Origin of the sequence: Streptomyces sp. NPDC058697 (assembly GCF_042715345.1) — a bacterium.
Taxonomy (GTDB): Bacteria; Actinomycetota; Actinomycetes; order Streptomycetales; family Streptomycetaceae; genus Streptomyces; species Streptomyces liliifuscus.
This window is the reverse complement of sequence record NZ_JBHXSU010000018.1, coordinates 38,033-56,405: the sequence shown is the minus strand read 5'-3', so window position 1 is coordinate 56,405 and position 18,373 is coordinate 38,033. Positions and strand designations below refer to the sequence as shown.

At 69.5% G+C, this 18,373-nt stretch carries 14 protein-coding genes and 1 tRNA gene; 14 read left to right on the top strand and 1 reads right to left on the bottom strand.

The genetic code is table 11. The annotated features are described in order from the left end of the window. Nucleotides 1-1,414: 1,414 nt before the first annotated feature. Nucleotides 1,415-1,486: transfer RNA gene (locus ACFWXQ_RS33075), tRNA-Arg, on the bottom strand. A 156-nt stretch (nucleotides 1,487-1,642) separates the two neighbouring features. On the opposite strand from ACFWXQ_RS33075, the gene ACFWXQ_RS33070 reads away from it, so the two are divergent. The 14 genes from ACFWXQ_RS33070 (at nucleotide 1,643) to glyA (ending at nucleotide 18,265) form a co-directional block, all read left to right on the top strand. Next, the gene (locus ACFWXQ_RS33070; protein WP_383940591.1) at nucleotides 1,643-2,161 is read left to right on the top strand and encodes a response regulator; all 519 of its coding nucleotides are present in this window, start codon (nucleotides 1,643-1,645) and stop codon (nucleotides 2,159-2,161) included. A 423-nt stretch (nucleotides 2,162-2,584) separates the two neighbouring features. After that, nucleotides 2,585-3,634, top strand: a complete 1,050-nt coding sequence (gene nrtL, locus ACFWXQ_RS33065) for an ArgS-related anticodon-binding protein NrtL (RefSeq protein WP_383940595.1) — start codon at nucleotides 2,585-2,587, stop codon at nucleotides 3,632-3,634. A gap of 35 nt (nucleotides 3,635-3,669) precedes the next feature. Then, nucleotides 3,670-5,061 carry a diaminopimelate decarboxylase gene (lysA, locus tag ACFWXQ_RS33060; protein ID WP_383940598.1) on the top strand — a complete coding sequence of 464 codons (1,392 nt, stop codon included), beginning with the start codon at nucleotides 3,670-3,672 and terminating at the stop codon, nucleotides 5,059-5,061. 160 nt (nucleotides 5,062-5,221) lie between these two features. Beyond that, on the top strand, nucleotides 5,222-6,520 hold the full coding sequence (locus ACFWXQ_RS33055) for a homoserine dehydrogenase (protein ID WP_200401507.1): 1,299 nt from the start codon (nucleotides 5,222-5,224) through the stop codon (nucleotides 6,518-6,520). A gap of 6 nt (nucleotides 6,521-6,526) precedes the next feature. After that, on the top strand, nucleotides 6,527-7,585 hold the full coding sequence (thrC, locus tag ACFWXQ_RS33050; RefSeq protein WP_143636233.1) for a threonine synthase: 1,059 nt from the start codon (nucleotides 6,527-6,529) through the stop codon (nucleotides 7,583-7,585). 376 nt (nucleotides 7,586-7,961) lie between these two features. Beyond that, nucleotides 7,962-8,879, top strand: coding sequence for a homoserine kinase (thrB, locus tag ACFWXQ_RS33045; protein ID WP_383940601.1), 918 nt, complete (start codon nucleotides 7,962-7,964; stop codon nucleotides 8,877-8,879). 386 nt (nucleotides 8,880-9,265) lie between these two features. After that, a complete protein-coding gene (gene rho, locus ACFWXQ_RS33040) occupies nucleotides 9,266-11,296 on the top strand; it encodes a transcription termination factor Rho (protein ID WP_383940604.1) in 2,031 nt (676 codons plus the stop codon). A 388-nt stretch (nucleotides 11,297-11,684) separates the two neighbouring features. Then, nucleotides 11,685-12,836 carry an LCP family protein gene (locus ACFWXQ_RS33035; RefSeq protein ID WP_383940607.1) on the top strand — a complete coding sequence of 384 codons (1,152 nt, stop codon included), beginning with the start codon at nucleotides 11,685-11,687 and terminating at the stop codon, nucleotides 12,834-12,836. Between the two features lie 276 nt (nucleotides 12,837-13,112). Next, nucleotides 13,113-13,340 carry a 50S ribosomal protein L31 gene (gene rpmE / locus ACFWXQ_RS33030; RefSeq protein WP_055614408.1) on the top strand — a complete coding sequence of 76 codons (228 nt, stop codon included), beginning with the start codon at nucleotides 13,113-13,115 and terminating at the stop codon, nucleotides 13,338-13,340. Between the two features lie 135 nt (nucleotides 13,341-13,475). Then, entirely contained in the window at nucleotides 13,476-14,552 is a 1,077-nt protein-coding gene (gene prfA / locus ACFWXQ_RS33025; RefSeq protein WP_143636225.1) for a peptide chain release factor 1, read from the top strand. A gap of 90 nt (nucleotides 14,553-14,642) precedes the next feature. Next, complete coding sequence (gene prmC / locus ACFWXQ_RS33020; protein WP_055614409.1) at nucleotides 14,643-15,488, top strand: peptide chain release factor N(5)-glutamine methyltransferase; 846 nt, start codon at nucleotides 14,643-14,645, stop codon at nucleotides 15,486-15,488. Between the two features lie 84 nt (nucleotides 15,489-15,572). Next, complete coding sequence (locus ACFWXQ_RS33015) at nucleotides 15,573-16,220, top strand: L-threonylcarbamoyladenylate synthase (RefSeq protein WP_383947375.1); 648 nt, start codon at nucleotides 15,573-15,575, stop codon at nucleotides 16,218-16,220. Continuing rightward, complete coding sequence (locus ACFWXQ_RS33010; protein WP_055614411.1) at nucleotides 16,217-16,897, top strand: protein-tyrosine-phosphatase; 681 nt, start codon at nucleotides 16,217-16,219, stop codon at nucleotides 16,895-16,897. The genes ACFWXQ_RS33015 and ACFWXQ_RS33010 overlap by 4 nt, the downstream gene beginning before the upstream one ends. A 114-nt stretch (nucleotides 16,898-17,011) precedes the next feature. Further along, nucleotides 17,012-18,265, top strand: coding sequence for a serine hydroxymethyltransferase (gene glyA, locus ACFWXQ_RS33005; protein WP_383947372.1), 1,254 nt, complete (start codon nucleotides 17,012-17,014; stop codon nucleotides 18,263-18,265). Nucleotides 18,266-18,373 lie beyond the last annotated feature (108 nt).

Sequence of the window (18,373 nt, the reverse complement as noted above, 5' to 3'; positions counted from 1 at the left end):
TCCGTCGCACTCATCCCAGCGACGTCAAAACCAAACGCTGACGCGGTCCGTTGAGCGGAGAGGACGTGCAGTGCGCTCGCCAGGAGAAGTCCGGTGACGTGCTGCGAAGCACTTCATGACCAAGACGCCACTACAACGTGATCACTGACACGGAGCCCTCATTCGGCAATCGGGCCGGCAGCGCCGGGACCCCCGCCTTCTGTATCCGCCTGTACAGACGCCAATACCCCGTCCTCGACTAAAGCGCTGATGGCGAGATCCTCGGGCACCTCATGCAGGGTGCCCCGGCAGGATTCGAACTGCGCATACGGCTCCGGAACTCAGGTGAGACCGCTCGGGCACGGCAGGGGCGTAGCACCTTCTGAGCCGCAGCTCTATGAGGATCGGCCGCAGGAGCTCATACCGGCCTCAAGATTCTAGCTGGCCTGTGTTGTTCGACAAAGGCTGCTGTGGTCGCGGTACTTCGCTGCTGTGCCGCTGAGTGCGAAGAGGAGGGCAAGGGTCGATCCTGCATCGGCGTACGCACCGACAACCTGGGCCCACGTCGGCGAAGCGAGCACGATCACGACGATGACTGTGATGACCCACGGACGCAGGCTCGGGTTTGAGATTTCCTGGGGTGCAGCAGACACACTCATTGGGGACCTCCCTGTGGGGTTCGGTGCCCACCGCGCTGTCTTGCCTTCCCAACGAGAGCAGCACGGGTGGGCTTTTACGTGCCGGGGACCGTAGCAATGAATGACCAGAAGCACGACTTGAGAAGCAGGCGACCGATTAATCTAAGCTGTCAACACTTGTGGACGGTAACTTTCCGCATACGCGGAATTCGGAATAAGTGCCCAAATCTTTCCCAAAGTGTCAATAAATGTGAACGATCGAGGACGGTCAAGTCGCAGGATCACTGCACGTGTCGGCTGGATTCTTTCGCCAATTGCGCAAATCCGTGGAGCTGTCCGCCTCAGCCGCAGAGAGTTTCTCCTCCTCAGCCCGCAGCCCGTCACCGGGCGCGCCCAGCCGGGGTGGAGACAGGAGGCAAGCCGCGCCGCAGAAACGGCGCGCGCCCGCGCCGTGCGCGGGTCTTAACGCATTGGCGAACGACTTCGCACGACGGATCGAGGTCTTCGAGGGGCGTGCAGACAGCCTGATTGACGTAGCGGCATTCCTGGGGGTCGTCGCCGAGCTGCCAGGGATCGACCTGGATGCCAAGTGAATGTGCGTGCAGGGCGTCCAGTACGACCGGAACCGGGGTCGTCCGCGGTGCCTGAGCTGCGAAGAGAGTGCCTTAGAACAACACGCCATTACAACGTGATCACTGCCATGGGATTGCTTTCAGCAGCATCCGTCTGCCCAAACGCCAAGACCCCGTCCTCAGCTAAAGCGCTGATGGCGGGGTCTTCGGGCACCTCATGCAGGGTGCCCCCGGCAGGATTCGAACCTGCGCACACGGCTCCGGAGGCCGTTGCTCTATCCCCTGAGCTACGGGGGCGTGTCGGGCGCGGTGTTTGCGGCGACGGGTAGAACCCTACCAGCTCTTTCGGGGTCGTCATGAACGGGTTTTGGGGGTGGGGGAGGGGGTGTCGGGGGTCGTTTCGATCTTGGGCGGTGGGTGGGTTGCGGGTGGGTTCGGGATCGCTCGCGCGGGGTGGAAGTGGGGAAAAGCCGGACGCGGCCCCACGTGCCGACCTACTCTCGAGTTGTGCCAGGCGCGTCGGGTCGGGTGCTTGTTGTGGACGACAACAAGGTCATCCGGCAACTGATCAGGGTCAATCTCGAGCTGGAGGGTCTCGAGGTCGTGACCGCGGCCGACGGTGTCGAGTGTCTGGACGTCATCCACCAGGTCCGGCCCGATGTGGTAACCCTCGATGTCGTCATGCCCCGCCTCGACGGACTGCGTACCGCCGCCCGGCTCCGTGCCGATCCCCGGACCCGTAACCTCCCCCTCGCCATCGTGAGCGCCTGCAGCCAGTACGAGGTCGAGAACGGCCTCGACGTCGGCGTCGACGCCTTCCTTGCCAAGCCCTTCGAGCCCGCCGAACTGGTCAGGCTCGTACGCCAGTTGTTGGAGCGGCGGGAGACCCCGGCCGGTAGTCCGTCTTTCGAGGGTGCCGACAGCATGTACGGCTCCGGCGAGACCGAGCGCGCCGGCCGCACCGGCAGCTGAGTCGACGACCGAGGCCGACCGAGGCCGACCGCCCTGGACCGTTGCCACCACCCCACCCGCGGGCGCCCGACGGCCGCAGGGGGCGTGGCGACGTGTCCGCCCGCAGCGGATGGCGCGTCCCCGCCGGGCTCCCTGCCATGCAATCCCACTTCATCGCGCCAGACCGAGGACGGATATGTCGCCACGTCCCCGACCCCACCACGGCGATCCGGCGACCCGACGCAGCACCCCCACCGGCCCGCGCCACCCCGGCGACCCAGCGCAGCAACCCCCACCCGCCCCGCGCCACTCCACCGGCCCGCACCCCAACCCCGCCCCCACCCCAAGCCCGTCCCCGCACCAACCCCACCCCACCGTCCACATCCCGGACCCTCCCCCAAACCAGTTCGCCTGCCCACCCCCCTCCTCCCCTACGCTTGTCCCGTGACCCCCGTCGAGCTCTCCCGTACCGTCCTGCGTGCAGTGCGCCACGCGGTGGACGCGGGTGAGCTTGCCGCGCCCGTGCCGGAGCGGGCCCAGGTCGCGCCCCCGGGACCCGGCGGCCGTGGGGACTACGCCACGAACGTCGCCCTGCAGCTGGCCCGCCCCGCGGGCCGCCCGCCGCAGGAGGTCGCCGAGATCCTGCGGTCGCACCTCGCGGACGCAGAAGGCGTGGCCGGTGTCGACATCACCGGGCCCGGATTCCTCAACATCACCCTCGACGGCGGCGGGGGGCGGGCCCTCGTCGCCGAGATCCTGCGGCGCGGCGCGCGCTACGGCTTCGTCGACGCGCCCACCGGGGACGTCGTACAGCTCCACCACCCCCGCGAAGTACGCGCCGCCGTCACCACTCAAGCCGTCGCCCGGATCCTCCGCTCCCAGGGTGCCCTCGTCCGTACGTCCTGCGAGGACGAGCCCGACCCGGCCTGGGCAGCCGTCCTCGGTGTCAGTGTCGACGCCCACGGCACCCCCGCCGCGCCGGCGCCTCTCAAGGTCAACGTCCGGCCCGTACCGGCCGTCCAGGACCCCACCCCCCTCGGCCGCGACGCCGCCCGCTGGGCCCTGCTGCACCCCGCGTCGCACGACCACCCCCGCATCACCGCGGACCACCTCGTCCAGCGCGAGACCAACCCCCTCTTCAGGGTCCGGTACGCCCACTCCCGCACCCGGGCCCTCAGCCGCAACGCCGCCGCCCTCGGCTTCACCAGCGCCCCCGGCGACGTACAGCACGAGGCAGCTGCAGTCGTCGACGCCCTCGTCGCCCACCCCCGCATCCTCGCCACCGCCGCCCGCCACCGCGCGCCCGACCGGCTCGCCCGGCATCTCGTGACTACCGCCGACGCGATGCTCAGCATCCAGCACACCGTGCTTCCGCTGGGTGACGAGAAACCCTCGGCCGCCCACCGTGCCCGGCTCGCGCTTGCCGAAGCCGCCGGGACGGTGCTGGCCGGCGGCCTGTCCCTGCTCGGCATCGACGCCCCAGAACATCTCTAGATGTCTCCAGAAACTCTGAGAAAGCCCAAACAGACATGAGCCGTTCCGCACACCCCGCCGGGCCCCGTCACGCCGATGTCTGGCCCGAGGGCCACTACTCCGCCCCGCCCGCCGACCTGAACGCCCTCGACCCGAAGGTCTGGGCGCAGACCGTCACGCGTACGGACACCGGTGAGGTCAGCGTCGGAGGGATCGGCGTCGCCGCGCTCGCCGAGGAGTTCGGCACGCCCGCCTACTTCGTCGACGAGACCGACTTCCGGGCCCGCGCCCGCGCCTGGCGAACCGCCTTCGGGCAGGACGCCGACGTCTTCTACGCCGGCAAGGCCTTCCTCTCCCGCGCCATCGTGCGCTGGCTGCACGAGGAAGGGCTCAACCTCGACGTCTGCTCCGGCGGCGAGCTCACCACCGCCCTCTCCGCCGGGATGCCCGCCGACCGCATCGCCTTCCACGGCAACAACAAGTCGACGGACGAGATCACCCAGGCCATCGAGAGCGGCGTCGGGCGGATCGTTCTCGACTCCTTCCAGGAGATCGTGCGCGTCGCGCACATCGCGCAGTCCCTCGGCAAGCGGCAGCGCGTGCAGATCCGCGTCACCGTCGGCGTCGAGGCCCACACACACGAGTTCATCGCCACCGCGCACGAGGACCAGAAGTTCGGCATCGCGCTCGCGGACGGCCAGGCCGCCGAGGCCGTACGGCGCGCGCTGACCCTCGACGGGCTCGAACTGATCGGCATCCACTCCCACATCGGGTCGCAGATCTTCGACATGGCGGGGTTCGAGGTGGCCGCGCGCCGTGTCGTGGCTCTCCTCGCCGCCGTCCGTGACGAGCACGGCGTCGAGCTTCCCGAGATCGACCTCGGCGGCGGCCTCGGCATCGCCTACACCAGCGACGACGACCCGCGTGAGCCGCACGAGATCGCCAAGGCGCTCGGCGAGATCGTCACGCGCGAGTGCGAGGCGGCCAAGCTGCGGACGCCCCGGATCTCCGTCGAGCCCGGGCGCGCCATCGTCGGACCCACCGCCTTCACGCTCTACGAGGTCGGCACCATCAAGCCCCTCGAAGGACTTCGTACGTACGTCTCCGTCGACGGCGGCATGTCCGACAACATCCGCACCGCGCTGTACGACGCCGAGTACAGCGTCGCCCTCGTCTCCCGTACGAGCGACGCCGAACCCATGCTCGTACGCGTCGTCGGCAAGCACTGCGAGAGCGGTGACATCGTCGTGAAGGACGCCTTCCTGCCCTCCGACCTCGCGCCCGGCGACCTCATCGCGGTGCCGGCCACCGGTGCGTACTGCCGCTCGATGGCGAGCAACTACAACCACGCCCTGCGCCCGCCTGTCGTCGCGGTCCGCGACGGCGAGGCACGCGTGATCGTCCGCCGCGAGACGGAGGAGGACCTCCTGCGTCTCGACGTCGGCTGACAGGAACGACGGCACAATGCTGAGCGGGGCGGAAGATCTCCTGTCTGCCGCCCTCGCACAAATGAAATAGACATCTCACGATCCGGACGAGGGATAGAAACCCCCGTCCGGTGAGTGAGACTGGTCCCACCGTGACGGTATGAGGAAACGAGGTCGGATGATGCGTACGCGTCCGCTGAAGGTGGCGCTGCTGGGCTGTGGGGTTGTCGGCTCAGAGGTGGCGCGCATCATGACGACGCACGCCGACGATCTCGCCGCGCGCATCGGCGCCCCCGTCGAACTGGCGGGTGTGGCGGTGCGCCGGCCCTCCAAGGTGCGTGAAGGCATCGACCCCGCCCTCGTCACCACCGACGCCACCGCGCTCGTCAAGGGCGGGGACATCGACGTCGTCGTCGAGGTCATCGGCGGTATCGAGCCCGCCCGTACGCTCATCACCACCGCCTTCGAGCACGGCGCGTCCGTCGTCTCCGCGAACAAGGCGCTCCTCGCCCAGGACGGCGCCGCGCTGCACGCCCTCGCCGAGGAGCAGGGCAGGGACCTCTACTACGAGGCCGCCGTCGCCGGTGCCATCCCGCTGATCCGCCCGCTGCGCGAGTCCCTCGCCGGCGACAAGGTCAACCGCGTGCTGGGCATCGTCAACGGCACCACCAACTTCATCCTCGACAAGATGGACTCGACGGGGGCCGGCTACCAGGAGGCCCTCGACGAGGCCACCGCGCTGGGGTACGCCGAAGCCGACCCGACCGCCGACGTCGAGGGGTTCGACGCCGCCGCCAAGGCCGCCATCCTCGCCGGGATCGCCTTCCACACGCGCGTGCGCCTCGACGACGTCTACCGCGAGGGCATGACCGAGGTCACCGCCGCCGACTTCGCCTCGGCGAAACGGATGGGCTGCACCATCAAACTGCTCGCCATCTGTGAGCGAGCCGCAGACGGGGGATCGGTCACCGCGCGCGTGCACCCCGCCATGATTCCGCTGAGCCACCCCCTCGCCTCCGTGCGCGGCGCGTACAACGCCGTGTTCGTCGAGTCGGACGCCGCCGGGCAGCTCATGTTCTACGGGCCGGGCGCCGGCGGTGCGCCGACCGCCTCCGCCGTTCTCGGCGACCTGGTCGCGGTCTGCCGCAACAAGCTCAGCGGTGCGACCGGGCCCGGCGACTCGGCGTACACCCAGCTGCCCGTGAGCTCCATGGGTGAGGTCGTGACCCGCTATCACATCAGCCTCGATGTGGCGGACAAACCGGGTGTTCTCGCCCAGGTTGCGACCGTTTTCGCCGAGCACGGTGTCTCGATCGATACCGTTCGGCAGCAAGGCCGACAGGACGGAGGCGGCGAGGCCTCTCTCGTCGTCGTCACGCACCGCGCGTCCGACGCGTCCCTCAACGGGACCGTCGAGGCGTTGCGCAACCTCGACACCGTGCGGGGTGTCGCCAGCATCATGCGGGTTGAAGGAGAGTAACGAGCAATGACCCACCAGTGGCGCGGAATCATCGAGGAGTACCGGGACCGGCTGCCGGTATCCGACACCACGCCGGTCGTGACGCTGCGCGAGGGCGGTACGCCGCTCGTGCCGGCGCAGGTGCTCTCCGAGCGCACGGGCTGCGAGGTCCACCTCAAGGTCGAGGGTGCCAACCCCACCGGGTCCTTCAAGGACCGCGGCATGACCATGGCCATCACACGGGCCAAGGAGGAGGGCGCGAAGGCCGTCATCTGCGCCTCGACGGGCAACACGTCGGCGTCCGCCGCCGCGTATGCCGTACGGGCCGGAATGGTCTGTGCCGTTCTGGTACCGCAGGGCAAGATCGCGCTCGGCAAGATGGGCCAGGCGCTCGTGCACGGCGCGAAGATCCTCCAGGTCGACGGCAACTTCGACGACTGCCTCACGCTGGCGCGCAGCCTCTCCGACAACTACCCGGTGGCGCTGGTCAATTCGGTGAACCCGGTGCGTATCGAGGGGCAGAAGACCGCCGCCTTCGAGATCGTGGACATGCTGGGCGACGCCCCCGACATCCACGTCCTTCCGGTGGGCAACGCGGGCAACATCACCGCGTACTGGAAGGGATACACCGAGTACGCCGCCGACGGCATCGCCGGGCAGACCCCGCGCATGTGGGGCTTCCAGGCGTCCGGTTCCGCGCCCATCGTGCGCGGCGAGGTCGTCAAGGACCCCTCGACGATCGCCACCGCGATCCGCATCGGCAACCCGGCCTCGTGGAAGTTCGCGCTGGCCGCGCGCGACGAGTCGGGCGGCTTCATCGACGAGGTGACGGACCGTGAGATCCTGCGCGCCTACCGCCTGTTGGCCGCTCAGGAGGGCGTCTTCGTCGAGCCCGCCTCCGCCGCCTCGGTCGCCGGTCTGCTCAAGGCCGCCGAGCAGGGCAAGGTCGACCCGGGCCAGCGCATCGTCTGCACGGTGACCGGAAACGGCCTCAAGGACCCCGACTGGGCAGTCGCGGGCGCCCCGCAGCCGGTAACGGTCCCGGTGGACGCGGCAACGGCCGCAGAGCGCCTGGGCCTGGCATAGCCCGACACCAACACCGGCCCACCAACAGCGAGTGAGCCGAAGGGGCGCGCCTGTGTCGAGACGGCGAACGCGCGGAGCGCCCGACGAAGGAGGGTCGAGCACGATCGCCGTCTCGACACAGGCTTTTGCGCCCCGGAGGCGAACCGAGCTTCAAAAAAAAGGGGGGGTGCATGAGGGGCTTACGACACGCATCGTGCGCCTCCTGTGCGCCCTATGTCGCCACAGAACCTTCCTTCGATAGGCTGTACCGAACCCGCCCGCCGCATATGCCGCGGTGCCGCGCCGTCCCTGCGGCCTTTGGGTCTTCCGCATTTTCCGTATGTCTCGCAGGATTTCGACAATCTCGCAGCTCAAGCTCAAGGAGAGTCATCGAGCGATGGCCGGTCCAGCGTTCCGCGCCGCCGCCGTCCGGGTGCGCGTCCCCGCCACCAGTGCCAACCTCGGCCCGGGCTACGACGCCTTCGGTCTGTCACTGGGGTTGTACGACGACGTGGTCGTCCGGGTGGCCGACTCCGGACTGAACATCGACATCGCAGGCGAGGGCAGCGAGACGCTCCCCCGCGACGAGAGCCACCTGCTCGTACGCTCCCTGCGCACCGCCTTCGATCTGCTCGGCGGACAGCCGCGCGGTCTTGAGATCGTCTGCGCCAACCGCATCCCGCACGGCAGGGGCCTCGGTTCCTCGTCGGCGGCCATCTGCGCCGGCATCGTGGCCGCACGCGCTGTGACCATAGGCGGCGACAGCAAGCTCGACGACGAGGCGCTCCTGGAGCTCGCGACGGAGATCGAGGGCCACCCCGACAACGTCGCGGCGTGTCTCCTCGGCGGTTTCACACTGTCCTGGCTGGAGGGCGGATCGGCGCGCGCCATCAGGATGGAACCCGCCGATTCCATCGTTCCGGTGGTTTTCGTACCGGCGAAACCGGTCCTGACGGAGACCGCCCGAGGGCTGCTCCCGCGCTCCGTTCCGCACGTGGACGCCGCCACCAACGCGGGCCGCGCCGCACTGCTGGTCGAGGCTCTGACCAGGCGTCCCGAGCTGCTGCTGCCCGCCACCGAGGACCGGCTGCACCAGGAGTACCGCGCCCCGGCCATGCCGGAGAGCGCGGCGCTGGTGGAGCGGCTGCGGGCCGACGGGATTCCCGCGGTGATCTCCGGCGCCGGGCCCACCGTGCTCGCGCTCGCCGCCGACACCGCGGCCGACAAGGTCGCACGACTGGCGGGCGAGGGCTGGGCGGCCAACCGGCTGGGCCTCGACGCCACGGGGGCGAGCGTGCTTCCGCTTGCTCCGTGACACACGGTCGCCGGATTTCGAGAGGGGGAATGTTTGTTGGATCCGGTAGTGTTAACCTCAAGTCTGCACCCGACCCCACCATGGCGAGGTGCTTCACGTCCCCGTCCGGGACAACCATTCTTCCGGGAGCCCCCCAAATCGCTTTGTGCCATGCATTGGGTGCTACGCGCTGAGCGGTGCTGAGCACGCTCCGGAACCGGCGTGACCGAGCCGATGGACACGGAACCTCAGTGCCCCGGCCCCGGGAATCGCCATCCCAGAAATTCCCTCCGCCTTTTTGGCGGACCACCGCCCCGGCACGGTCCACACAGCAAGGACCACTGCCGGACAGCACAACCGGTCGCCGAGCCAGACAGGCCGACGTCCGCTCCAGGGAAGGACCCTTCGTGAGCGACACCACCGATCTGATGGGCGCACGTGTCGAGGAGACCGCTGCCGCGCCCGCCACGGACGCCTCCGCGCCTGCCACCGGTGCCGGCTCCCGTCGGCGCCGCGGTACCGGCCTTGAGGGCATGGTGCTGGCCGAGCTGCAGCAGGTCGCATCCGGCCTCGGCATCAGGGGCACCGCGCGGATGCGCAAGAGCCAGCTGATCGAGGTCATCAAGGAGGCGCAGGCGGGCGGGGGTGCTCCGGCCAAGGCCGAGACCGCCACCGAGACCAAGCCGAAGCGCCGGGCCACCTCCAAGGCTCGTACGGGCGACGACGCCGCTCCCGCCGACAAGAAGGCGGAGGCCAAGGCCGAGAAGGCCGTGGCACAGCAGCAGATCGAGATCCCCGGCCAGCCCGCGAGTGACGACGCCCCGGCCGAGCGCCGCCGGCGCCGCGCGACCTCCGAGGCCGGCAGCCCCGAGACGGTCACCGCCGAGGCGAAGAGCGAGCCGAAGGCCGAGACGCCCGCCCAGTCCCAGGGCGAGGCCAAGGGCGACGCCGGTGACGGCGAGGGCCGTCAGGGCCGCCGAGACCGCCGTGACCGCGGCGACCGTGACCGTGGAGGCCGCGACCGCGACCGCCGTGGCAAGGGCGACGAGCAGCAGCAGGGCGGCGGCGGCCAGGGCGGCGGCAACCAGCAGCGCCAGGACCGTCAGGACCGTCAGGGCGGCCAGCAGCAGGGCGGCGGTCGTCAGGACCGCCAGGACCGCCAGCGTGACAACGGACCCCAGGACGACGACGACTTCGAGGGTGGCCGCCGCGGCCGCCGCGGTCGTTACCGGGACCGCCGTGGCCGGCGTGGCCGCGACGAGTTCGGCGCCAACGAGCCGCAGCTCGCCGACGACGACGTCCTGATCCCCGTCGCGGGCATCCTGGACATCCTCGACAACTACGCGTTCATTCGTACGTCGGGCTACCTGCCCGGCCCGAACGACGTGTACGTCTCGCTCGCCCAGGTCCGCAAGAACGGTCTGCGCAAGGGCGACCACGTCACCGGCGCGGTCCGTCAGCCCAAGGACGGCGAGCGCCGCGAGAAGTTCAACGCGCTGGTCCGCCTCGACTCCGCGAACGGCATGGCTGCCGAATCCGGCCGTGGCCGCCCGGAGTTCAACAAGCTGACGCCCCTTTACCCGCAGGACCGGCTCCGTCTGGAGACCGACCCGGGCGTGCTGACCACCCGCATCATCGACCTCGTCGCGCCGATCGGTAAGGGCCAGCGCGGTCTGATCGTGGCCCCGCCGAAGACCGGCAAGACCATGATCATGCAGGCGATCGCCAACGCGATCACGCACAACAACCCCGAGTGCCACCTGATGGTCGTCCTGGTCGACGAGCGTCCGGAAGAGGTCACCGACATGCAGCGGTCGGTGAAGGGCGAGGTCATCTCCTCGACCTTCGACCGTCCGGCCGAGGACCACACCACGGTCGCCGAGCTCGCCATCGAGCGCGCCAAGCGTCTGGTGGAGCTGGGCCACGACGTGGTCGTACTGCTCGACTCGATCACGCGTCTGGGCCGTGCGTACAACCTCGCCGCCCCGGCCTCCGGCCGCATCCTGTCCGGTGGTGTCGACTCGACCGCGCTGTACCCGCCGAAGCGCTTCTTCGGTGCCGCGCGCAACATCGAGGACGGCGGTTCGCTGACGATCCTGGCCACCGCGCTGGTCGACACCGGCTCGCGCATGGACGAGGTCATCTTCGAGGAGTTCAAGGGCACCGGCAACGCCGAGCTCAAGCTCGACCGCAAGCTCGCCGACAAGCGCATCTTCCCCGCGGTGGACGTCGACGCGTCCGGTACCCGTAAGGAAGAGATCCTGCTCGGCAGCGACGAGCTCGCCATCACCTGGAAGCTGCGCCGCGTGCTGCACGCGCTCGACCAGCAGCAGGCGATCGAGCTGCTCCTGGACAAGATGAAGCAGACGAAGTCGAACGCCGAGTTCCTGCTGCAGATCCAGAAGACGACGCCGATGCCGGGCAACGGCAACGACTGACGGATCCGCGGCCGGCCAGGCTGTAACGCGAAGGGCCACCCTTGTACGTAACGGGGTGGCCCTTCGCGTTGACCTTCACGTTGGCCTTCGCGCTGCCGGAGCCCCGGTGAAATGGGCGGTGGAGAGACCTTCGCCACAGATGTGAAGAGCGCCACGTCCTCGCGGAAGCACGCCGTCCGCCATCGAAAGCCCAGGTGAGCGCTCGACGGTCCGCCGCGCACCTCACTCAGCGTGTTCGTTGATCCACAGCGCGGTCACAGTACGTCGTGCAACCCTTTTTTCGGTTTCAACGTCTGACCGGACGGGTCCTGACAGAGACGTCGCGGCAGATGACCACGCCTGACCCTGACCGCAGGGGGTAACCGAACGTACGAGGACTGAGGAGCACATGTCTGCCGAGAGCATGCCGGAACCCGGTACACCGGAAGGATCCGGTACACCGGAGGATTCCGGTTCCAGCGCCCCGCGCCGCCGCGCCAAGGGCAGCCGCCGCAAGCCGCGGAGCAGGCGCCACAAGGCGCTCGTCATCACGGCCTGGGCCGCCGCGGGCGTCGTCGTGCTGGGCGGTAGCGGCCTCGGGTTCATGTACTTCAAGCTCAACGACAACATCAAGAGCGTCGACATCAACCAGGCACTCGGCACCGGCCGGCCCCTGGACGTCGACAACGGCTCGCAGGACATCCTCGTACTCGGCTCCGACACCCGCTCCGGCGGCAACAAGAAGCTCGGCGGGGGTGTCGACGACGGCAGTGCCCGCTCGGACACCGCGATGATCGTGCACGTCTACGAGGGCCACAAGAAGGCCAGCGTGGTCTCCATACCCCGCGACACCCTCGTCGACCGGCCCGAGTGCACCGACAGCAAGGGCGCCGAGCACGACGCCGGGTCCCAGGTGATGTTCAACTCCGCGTACTCGACCGGTGGCGCCGCCTGTGCCGTGAAGACCGTCGAGTCGATGACCGGCATCCGCATGGACCACTACATCGAGGTCGACTTCAGCGGTTTCCAGAAGCTCATCGACGAGCTCGGAGGCGTCAAGGTCACCACGACCAAGAGCATCCGGGACGAGGAGAGCCACCTCGACCTCAAGGCCGGCACGCACCAGCTCACCGGCAAGCAGGCACTCGGGCTGGTCCGTACCCGGCACGGGGTCGGCGACGGCTCCGACCTCGGCCGGATCCAGCTCCAGCAGGCGTTCATCAAGGCCCTGGTCGAGCAGGTCAAGCACATCGGCGTACTCACCAGCCCCAAGAAGCTGTTCGACCTCGCCGACACCGCGACCAAGACCGTCACCACCGACACCGACCTTGACTCGGTCAAGGACCTGGCCTCGTTCGCCAACGGTCTCAAAGGCATCAGCCCGGCCAACATGAACATGGTGACGATGCCGGTCCAGTACGACCCGGCCGACGGGAACCGGGTTCTCGTCCTCAAGGCCAAGTCCCAGCAGGTGTGGGACGCGCTGAAGAACGACCGCGCGATTCCGAAGTCGGCGACGAAGGGGGCGGCTACGGGGGCTGCCAAGGGGGTTGTGAGCTAGGCGCTCTGCGGGGGGCGGTTTGATGTCTGCGGGCCGGTGGGGGCTTGTCGCGCAGTTCCTCGCGCCCCTAAAAGATGAAAGACAGGGGCGCAGCACCGTTCTTCAGGGGCGCGGGGAACTGCGCGAGCAACCCCCACCGGGCCCGCGGGGAATACACAACGCGAACCCCCGGTTTTGGGGGATGGCGCCAGTGCTGGCAGACTGGTACGTCGGCCCCGGTTCACGCTCCGCAGCCCGCGGCAGCGACCCGGCGCCCTCCCGAAACTAGGAGACACCTTGAAGCGCGACATCCACCCCGAGTACGTCGAGACGCAGGTCAGCTGCACCTGTGGCGCGTCGTTCACCACCCGCAGCACGATCTCCAGCGGCACCGTCCGCGCCGAGGTCTGCTCCGAGTGCCACCCGTTCTACACGGGCAAGCAGAAGATCCTCGACACCGGTGGCCGCGTGGCCCGCTTCGAGGCCCGCTTCGGCAAGGCCAAGGCTGCCGCTGACAACAAGTAGCGAGCCCACAGCGCCGGTCTTCGGTGCCTCCGTCCAGGGGGCGCTGGGGCCGGCGCTTTGCGGTGCAGCCCCTATTCGTCGTACCTACGTCCCTGCGCCCGAATCGGAGCGGGGGACAGCCCATTGGAGCCGGAGATGTTCGAGGCGGTCGAGGAACTGATCGGCGAGCACGCCGATCTGGAGAAGAAGCTCGCTGACCCGTCGGTCCACGCCGACCAGGCCAACGCGCGCAAGCTCAACAAGCGCTACGCCGAGCTCACCCCGATCGTCGCGACGTACCGCTCCTGGAAGCAGACCGGGGACGACATCGAGACGGCGAAGGAGTTCGTCGCCGACGACCCGGACTTCGCGGCCGAGGTCAAGGAGCTGGAGAAGCAGCGCGAGGAACTGACGGAGAAGCTGCGGCTGCTCCTCGTTCCGCGCGACCCCAGCGACGACAAGGACGTCATCCTGGAGATCAAGGCGGGCGCGGGCGGCGACGAGTCGGCCCTGTTCGCCGGTGACCTGCTGCGCATGTATCTCCGGTACGCCGAGCGCGTCGGCTGGAAGACCGAGATCATCGACTCCACCGAGTCCGAGCTGGGCGGCTACAAGGACGTCCAGGTCGCCGTGAAGACCAAGGGCGGCCAGGGCGCCACAGAGCCCGGCCAGGGTGTCTGGGCCCGGATGAAGTACGAGGGCGGGGTGCACCGCGTGCAGCGGGTGCCCTCGACCGAGTCGCAGGGCCGTATCCACACCTCGGCGGCCGGTGTTCTCGTCACGCCCGAGGCCGAGGAGGTCGACGTCGAGATCCTCGCGAACGACCTGCGGATCGACGTCTACCGCTCCTCCGGGCCCGGCGGCCAGTCCGTCAACACGACCGACTCCGCCGTGCGCATCACGCACATTCCCACCGGAGTCGTCGCCTCCTGCCAGAACGAGAAGAGCCAGCTGCAGAACAAGGAGCAGGCGATGCGTATCCTGCGCTCCAGGCTGCTCGCCGCCGCGCAGGAGGAAGCGGAGAGCAAGGCCGCGGACGCCCGCCGCAGCCAGGTCCGTACCGTCGACCGCTCCGAGAAGATCCGTACGTACAACTTCCCGGAGAACCGCATCTCGGACCACCGGGTCGGCTTCAAGGCGTACAACTTGGACCAGGTGCTCGACGGCGATCTCGACGCGGTGATCCAGGCGTGCGTCGACGCCGACTCGGCCGCCAAGCTCGCCGCGGCGTAAGGCACGCGGAAGTACGCAGAAGTACGCAGAAGTACCCAGCGCAGTAGACATCCGCTCGACGGACAACAGCACAGCTCCCGGAGGACCAGCGTGAACCTGCTGCTCGCGGAAGTGGCCCAGGCCACCCAGCGGCTGGCCGACGCCGGCGTGCCCTCGCCGCGCAACGACGCCGAGGAACTCGCCGCGTTCGTGCACGGCGTGAAGCGGGGCGAGCTGCACACCGTCAAGGACGCGGACTTCGACGCCCGGTACTGGGAGGTGATCGCGCGCCGCGAGGCCCGCGAGCCGCTCCAGCACATCACCGGGCGGGCCTACTTCCGCTATCTGGAACTCCAGGTCGGGCCGGGCGTGTTCGTGCCCCGGCCCGAGACGGAGTCCGTGGTCGGCTGGGCCATAGACGCCGTACGCGCGATGGACGTCGTCGAGCCGCTGATCGTCGACCTGTGCACCGGTTCGGGCGCGATCGCGCTCGCGCTCGCCCAGGAGGTGCCGCGCTCGCGCGTCCACGCCGTCGAACTGTCCGAGGACGCCCTGCGGTGGACCCGTAAGAACGTCGAGGGATCCAGGGTCGACCTGCGGCAGGGCAACGCGCTGGACGCGTTCCGCGACCTCGACGGGCAGGTCGACCTCGTCATCTCCAACCCGCCGTACATCCCGCTGACGGAATGGGAGTACGTCGCTCCGGAGGCCCGGGACTACGATCCCGAACTCGCCCTGTTCTCCGGGGAGGACGGCCTCGACCTCATCCGCGGTCTGGAGCGCACCGCGCACCGGCTGCTGCGGCCCGGCGGTGTCGTCGTCATCGAGCACGCCGACACCCAGGGCGGGCAGGTGCCGTGGATCTTCACCGAGGAGCGGGGCTGGGCCGATGCCGCGGACCATCCCGACCTCAACAACCGGCCGCGGTTCGCGACCGCCCGCAGGGCGACGCCATGACAGCGGCGACTTCTTGTGTGGACGACGTGGAAATCGTTAGATGCGCGGCCAACGGGGCCCGCGTGTTCGAGGAGGCTTGCTGATATGGCACGGCGATACGACACCAACGACGCGACCGACCGCACGACGGGTCTGCGCGAGGCCGCGTCCGCCGTCCGCCGCGGCGAGCTCGTGGTGCTGCCGACCGACACCGTGTACGGGATCGGCGCCGACGCGTTCAGCTCGGAGGCCGTGACCGATCTGCTGGAGGCCAAGGGCCGCGGCCGGAACATGCCCACGCCCGTCCTCATCGGCTCCCCGAACACGCTGCACGGCCTGGTCACCGACTTCTCCGAGATGGCGTGGGAGCTCGTCGACGCGTTCTGGCCCGGCGCGCTCACGCTCGTCGCCAAGCACCAGCCGTCCCTCCAGTGGGACCTGGGGGACACCCGCGGGACCGTCGCCGTGCGTATGCCGCTGCACCCGGTCGCCATCGAGCTGCTGACCGAGGTCGGCCCGATGGCCGTCTCCTCCGCGAACCTGACCGGCCACCCGTCCCCCGAGGACTGTGACGCCGCGCAGGAGATGCTCGGCGACTCCGTCTCCGTGTACCTGGACGGCGGCCCGACCCCCGGCAACGTCCCGTCGTCGATCGTCGACGTCACGGGCAAGGTGCCGGTGCTCCTGCGGGCGGGAGCCCTGTCCGCGGAGGAGCTGCGAAAGGTCGTCCCCGACCTCGAGGTGGCGAATTGACAGCCCCTGACGCGGGGCGTGGCATAGGTACGGGGACGGGGTACACGGGGGCTTACGGCGACGGGGCCTCGGGGGACTCCTCTTTTCGCATCCTCCACGTCAGCACCGGCAATGTGTGCCGCTCGCCGATCACCGAGCGGCTGACCCGTCATGCCCTGGCGGACCGGCTCGGCGACCCCCTGTGGGGCGGCCTGATCGTGGAGAGCGCCGGCACCTGGGGCCATGAGGGCGCGCCCATGGAGGCCAACGCGGAGGCGGTCCTCGCGGACTTCGGCGCGGATGCCTCCGGCTTCGTCGGACGCGAGCTGCTGGACGAGCACGTCATCCGGGCCGACCTCGTCCTCACGGCCACCCGCGACCACCGCGCCCAGGTCATCTCCATGGGCCACTCGGCGGGCCTGCGCACCTTCACCCTGAAGGAGTTCACCCGCCTGGTCCGCGCCATAGACCCCGCCACCCTCCCTCCCCTGGAGGACGGCATGGTCGAACGCGCCCGGGCCCTGGTCCGCGCCGCAGCGGCTCTACGCGGGTGGCTCCTGGCCCCGACAGCGGAGGCGGACGAGGTGTACGACCCGTACGGCGCCCCCCTCCCGTTCTTCCGCTCGGTGGGCGACGAGATCAACCAGGCGCTGGATCCGGTGGTCACGGCGTTGACGGGTGTGCCTGCGCGCGCTTGATCGGTCCGAGCGGCGCGTCAAGGAGGGGCCCCGCTCGGGCGTAACACCGGGCGCTGCTGGGGTCACGGTTCTACATTGGACTTAGCGTTCCCCTGTCGAGGTCCGGAGTCAGCCATGCCGGTCGCACACACGCTTGAAGGTCCGCTGTCGGTCGACGTGCTCGGCCGGCAGGATCCGGAGCTGGCCGAGATCCTGCTCGGGGAGCTGGAGCGGCAGTCGACGACACTGCAGCTCATCGCCGCCGAGAACTTCACCTCGCCGGCCGTGCTTGCGGCGCTGGGCTCGCCGCTCGCGAACAAGTACGCCGAGGGATACCCCGGCGCCCGGCACCACGGCGGCTGCGAGATCGTCGACGTGGCCGAGCGCATCGCCGTGGAGCGCGCCAAGGCCCTGTTCGGCGCCGATCACGCCAACGTGCAGTCCCACTCCGGGAGTTCGGCCGTCCTGGCCGCGTACGCCGCCCTGCTGCGCCCGGGGGACACCGTCCTCGCGATGGGTCTGCCGCACGGCGGCCACCTCACGCACGGGTCGCCCGCGAACTTCTCCGGCCGCTGGTTCGACTTCGTCGGATACGGCGTCGACCCCGAGAGCGGGCTCATCGACCACGAGCAGGTGCGCACCCTGGCCCGTACGCACCGGCCGAAGGCCATCGTGTGCGGGTCGATCTCGTATCCCCGGCACATCGACTACGCCGCCTTCCGCGAGGTCGCGGACGAGGTCGGCGCCTATCTCATCGCGGACGCGGCGCATCCCATCGGGCTCGTCGCCGGGGGAGCGGCGCCCAGTCCGGTCCCGTACGCCGATGTGGTGTGCGCCACCACGCACAAGGTGCTGCGGGGCCCGCGCGGCGGCATGCTGCTGTGCGGGAGCGAACTGGCCGAGCGGGTGGACCGGGCGGTGTTCCCCTTCACACAGGGCGGCGCGCAGATGCACACCATCGCCGCCAAGGCCGTCGCGTTCGGCGAGGCGGCAACACCGGCGTTCACCGCGTACGCCCATCAGGTGGTGGCGAATGCGCGGGTGCTCGCGCAGGGGTGTGCCGCCGAGGGGCTCGCGGTCACCACCGGCGGCACCGACACCCACCTGCTCACCGTCGACCCGGCACCGCTCGGGGTGGACGGCCGCACCGCCCGCGGCCGTCTCGCCGCCGCCGGAATGGTCCTCGACACCTGTGCCCTGCCCCACCCCGACGTGCGAGGACTGCGTCTGGGCACGGCCGCCCTCACCACCCAGGGGATGGGCGAGGCCGAGACCGCCCGCATCGCGGTGCTGTTCGCGACGGCACTGCGGGACGAGTCCGCCGGGCGTGAAGTGCGTGAGGAAGTGCGGGATCTGACCGGAAGATTTCCGCCCTATCCCGCCCACTGAGGGGTAGCCGAGCAATGGTGCACAGCCACTCGTGCAACCATCGGCTCTACCCGGAAGTCCCCAACCGTATGCGCACGAAGCTAGGGTGTGGGGCTGAGATGGCCAGCG

Coding starts and splice junctions, on each gene's coding strand:
- lysA (WP_383940598.1), top strand. CDS start 3,670: ATGAGCCGTTCCGCACACCCCGCCGGGCCCCGTCACGCCGATGTCTGG.
- ACFWXQ_RS33055 (WP_200401507.1), top strand. CDS start 5,222: ATGCGTACGCGTCCGCTGAAGGTGGCGCTGCTGGGCTGTGGGGTTGTC.
- thrC (WP_143636233.1), top strand. CDS start 6,527: ATGACCCACCAGTGGCGCGGAATCATCGAGGAGTACCGGGACCGGCTG.
- thrB (WP_383940601.1), top strand. CDS start 7,962: ATGGCCGGTCCAGCGTTCCGCGCCGCCGCCGTCCGGGTGCGCGTCCCC.
- ACFWXQ_RS33035 (WP_383940607.1), top strand. CDS start 11,685: ATGTCTGCCGAGAGCATGCCGGAACCCGGTACACCGGAAGGATCCGGT.
- prfA (WP_143636225.1), top strand. CDS start 13,476: ATGTTCGAGGCGGTCGAGGAACTGATCGGCGAGCACGCCGATCTGGAG.
- ACFWXQ_RS33015 (WP_383947375.1), top strand. CDS start 15,573: ATGGCACGGCGATACGACACCAACGACGCGACCGACCGCACGACGGGT.
- glyA (WP_383947372.1), top strand. CDS start 17,012: ATGCCGGTCGCACACACGCTTGAAGGTCCGCTGTCGGTCGACGTGCTC.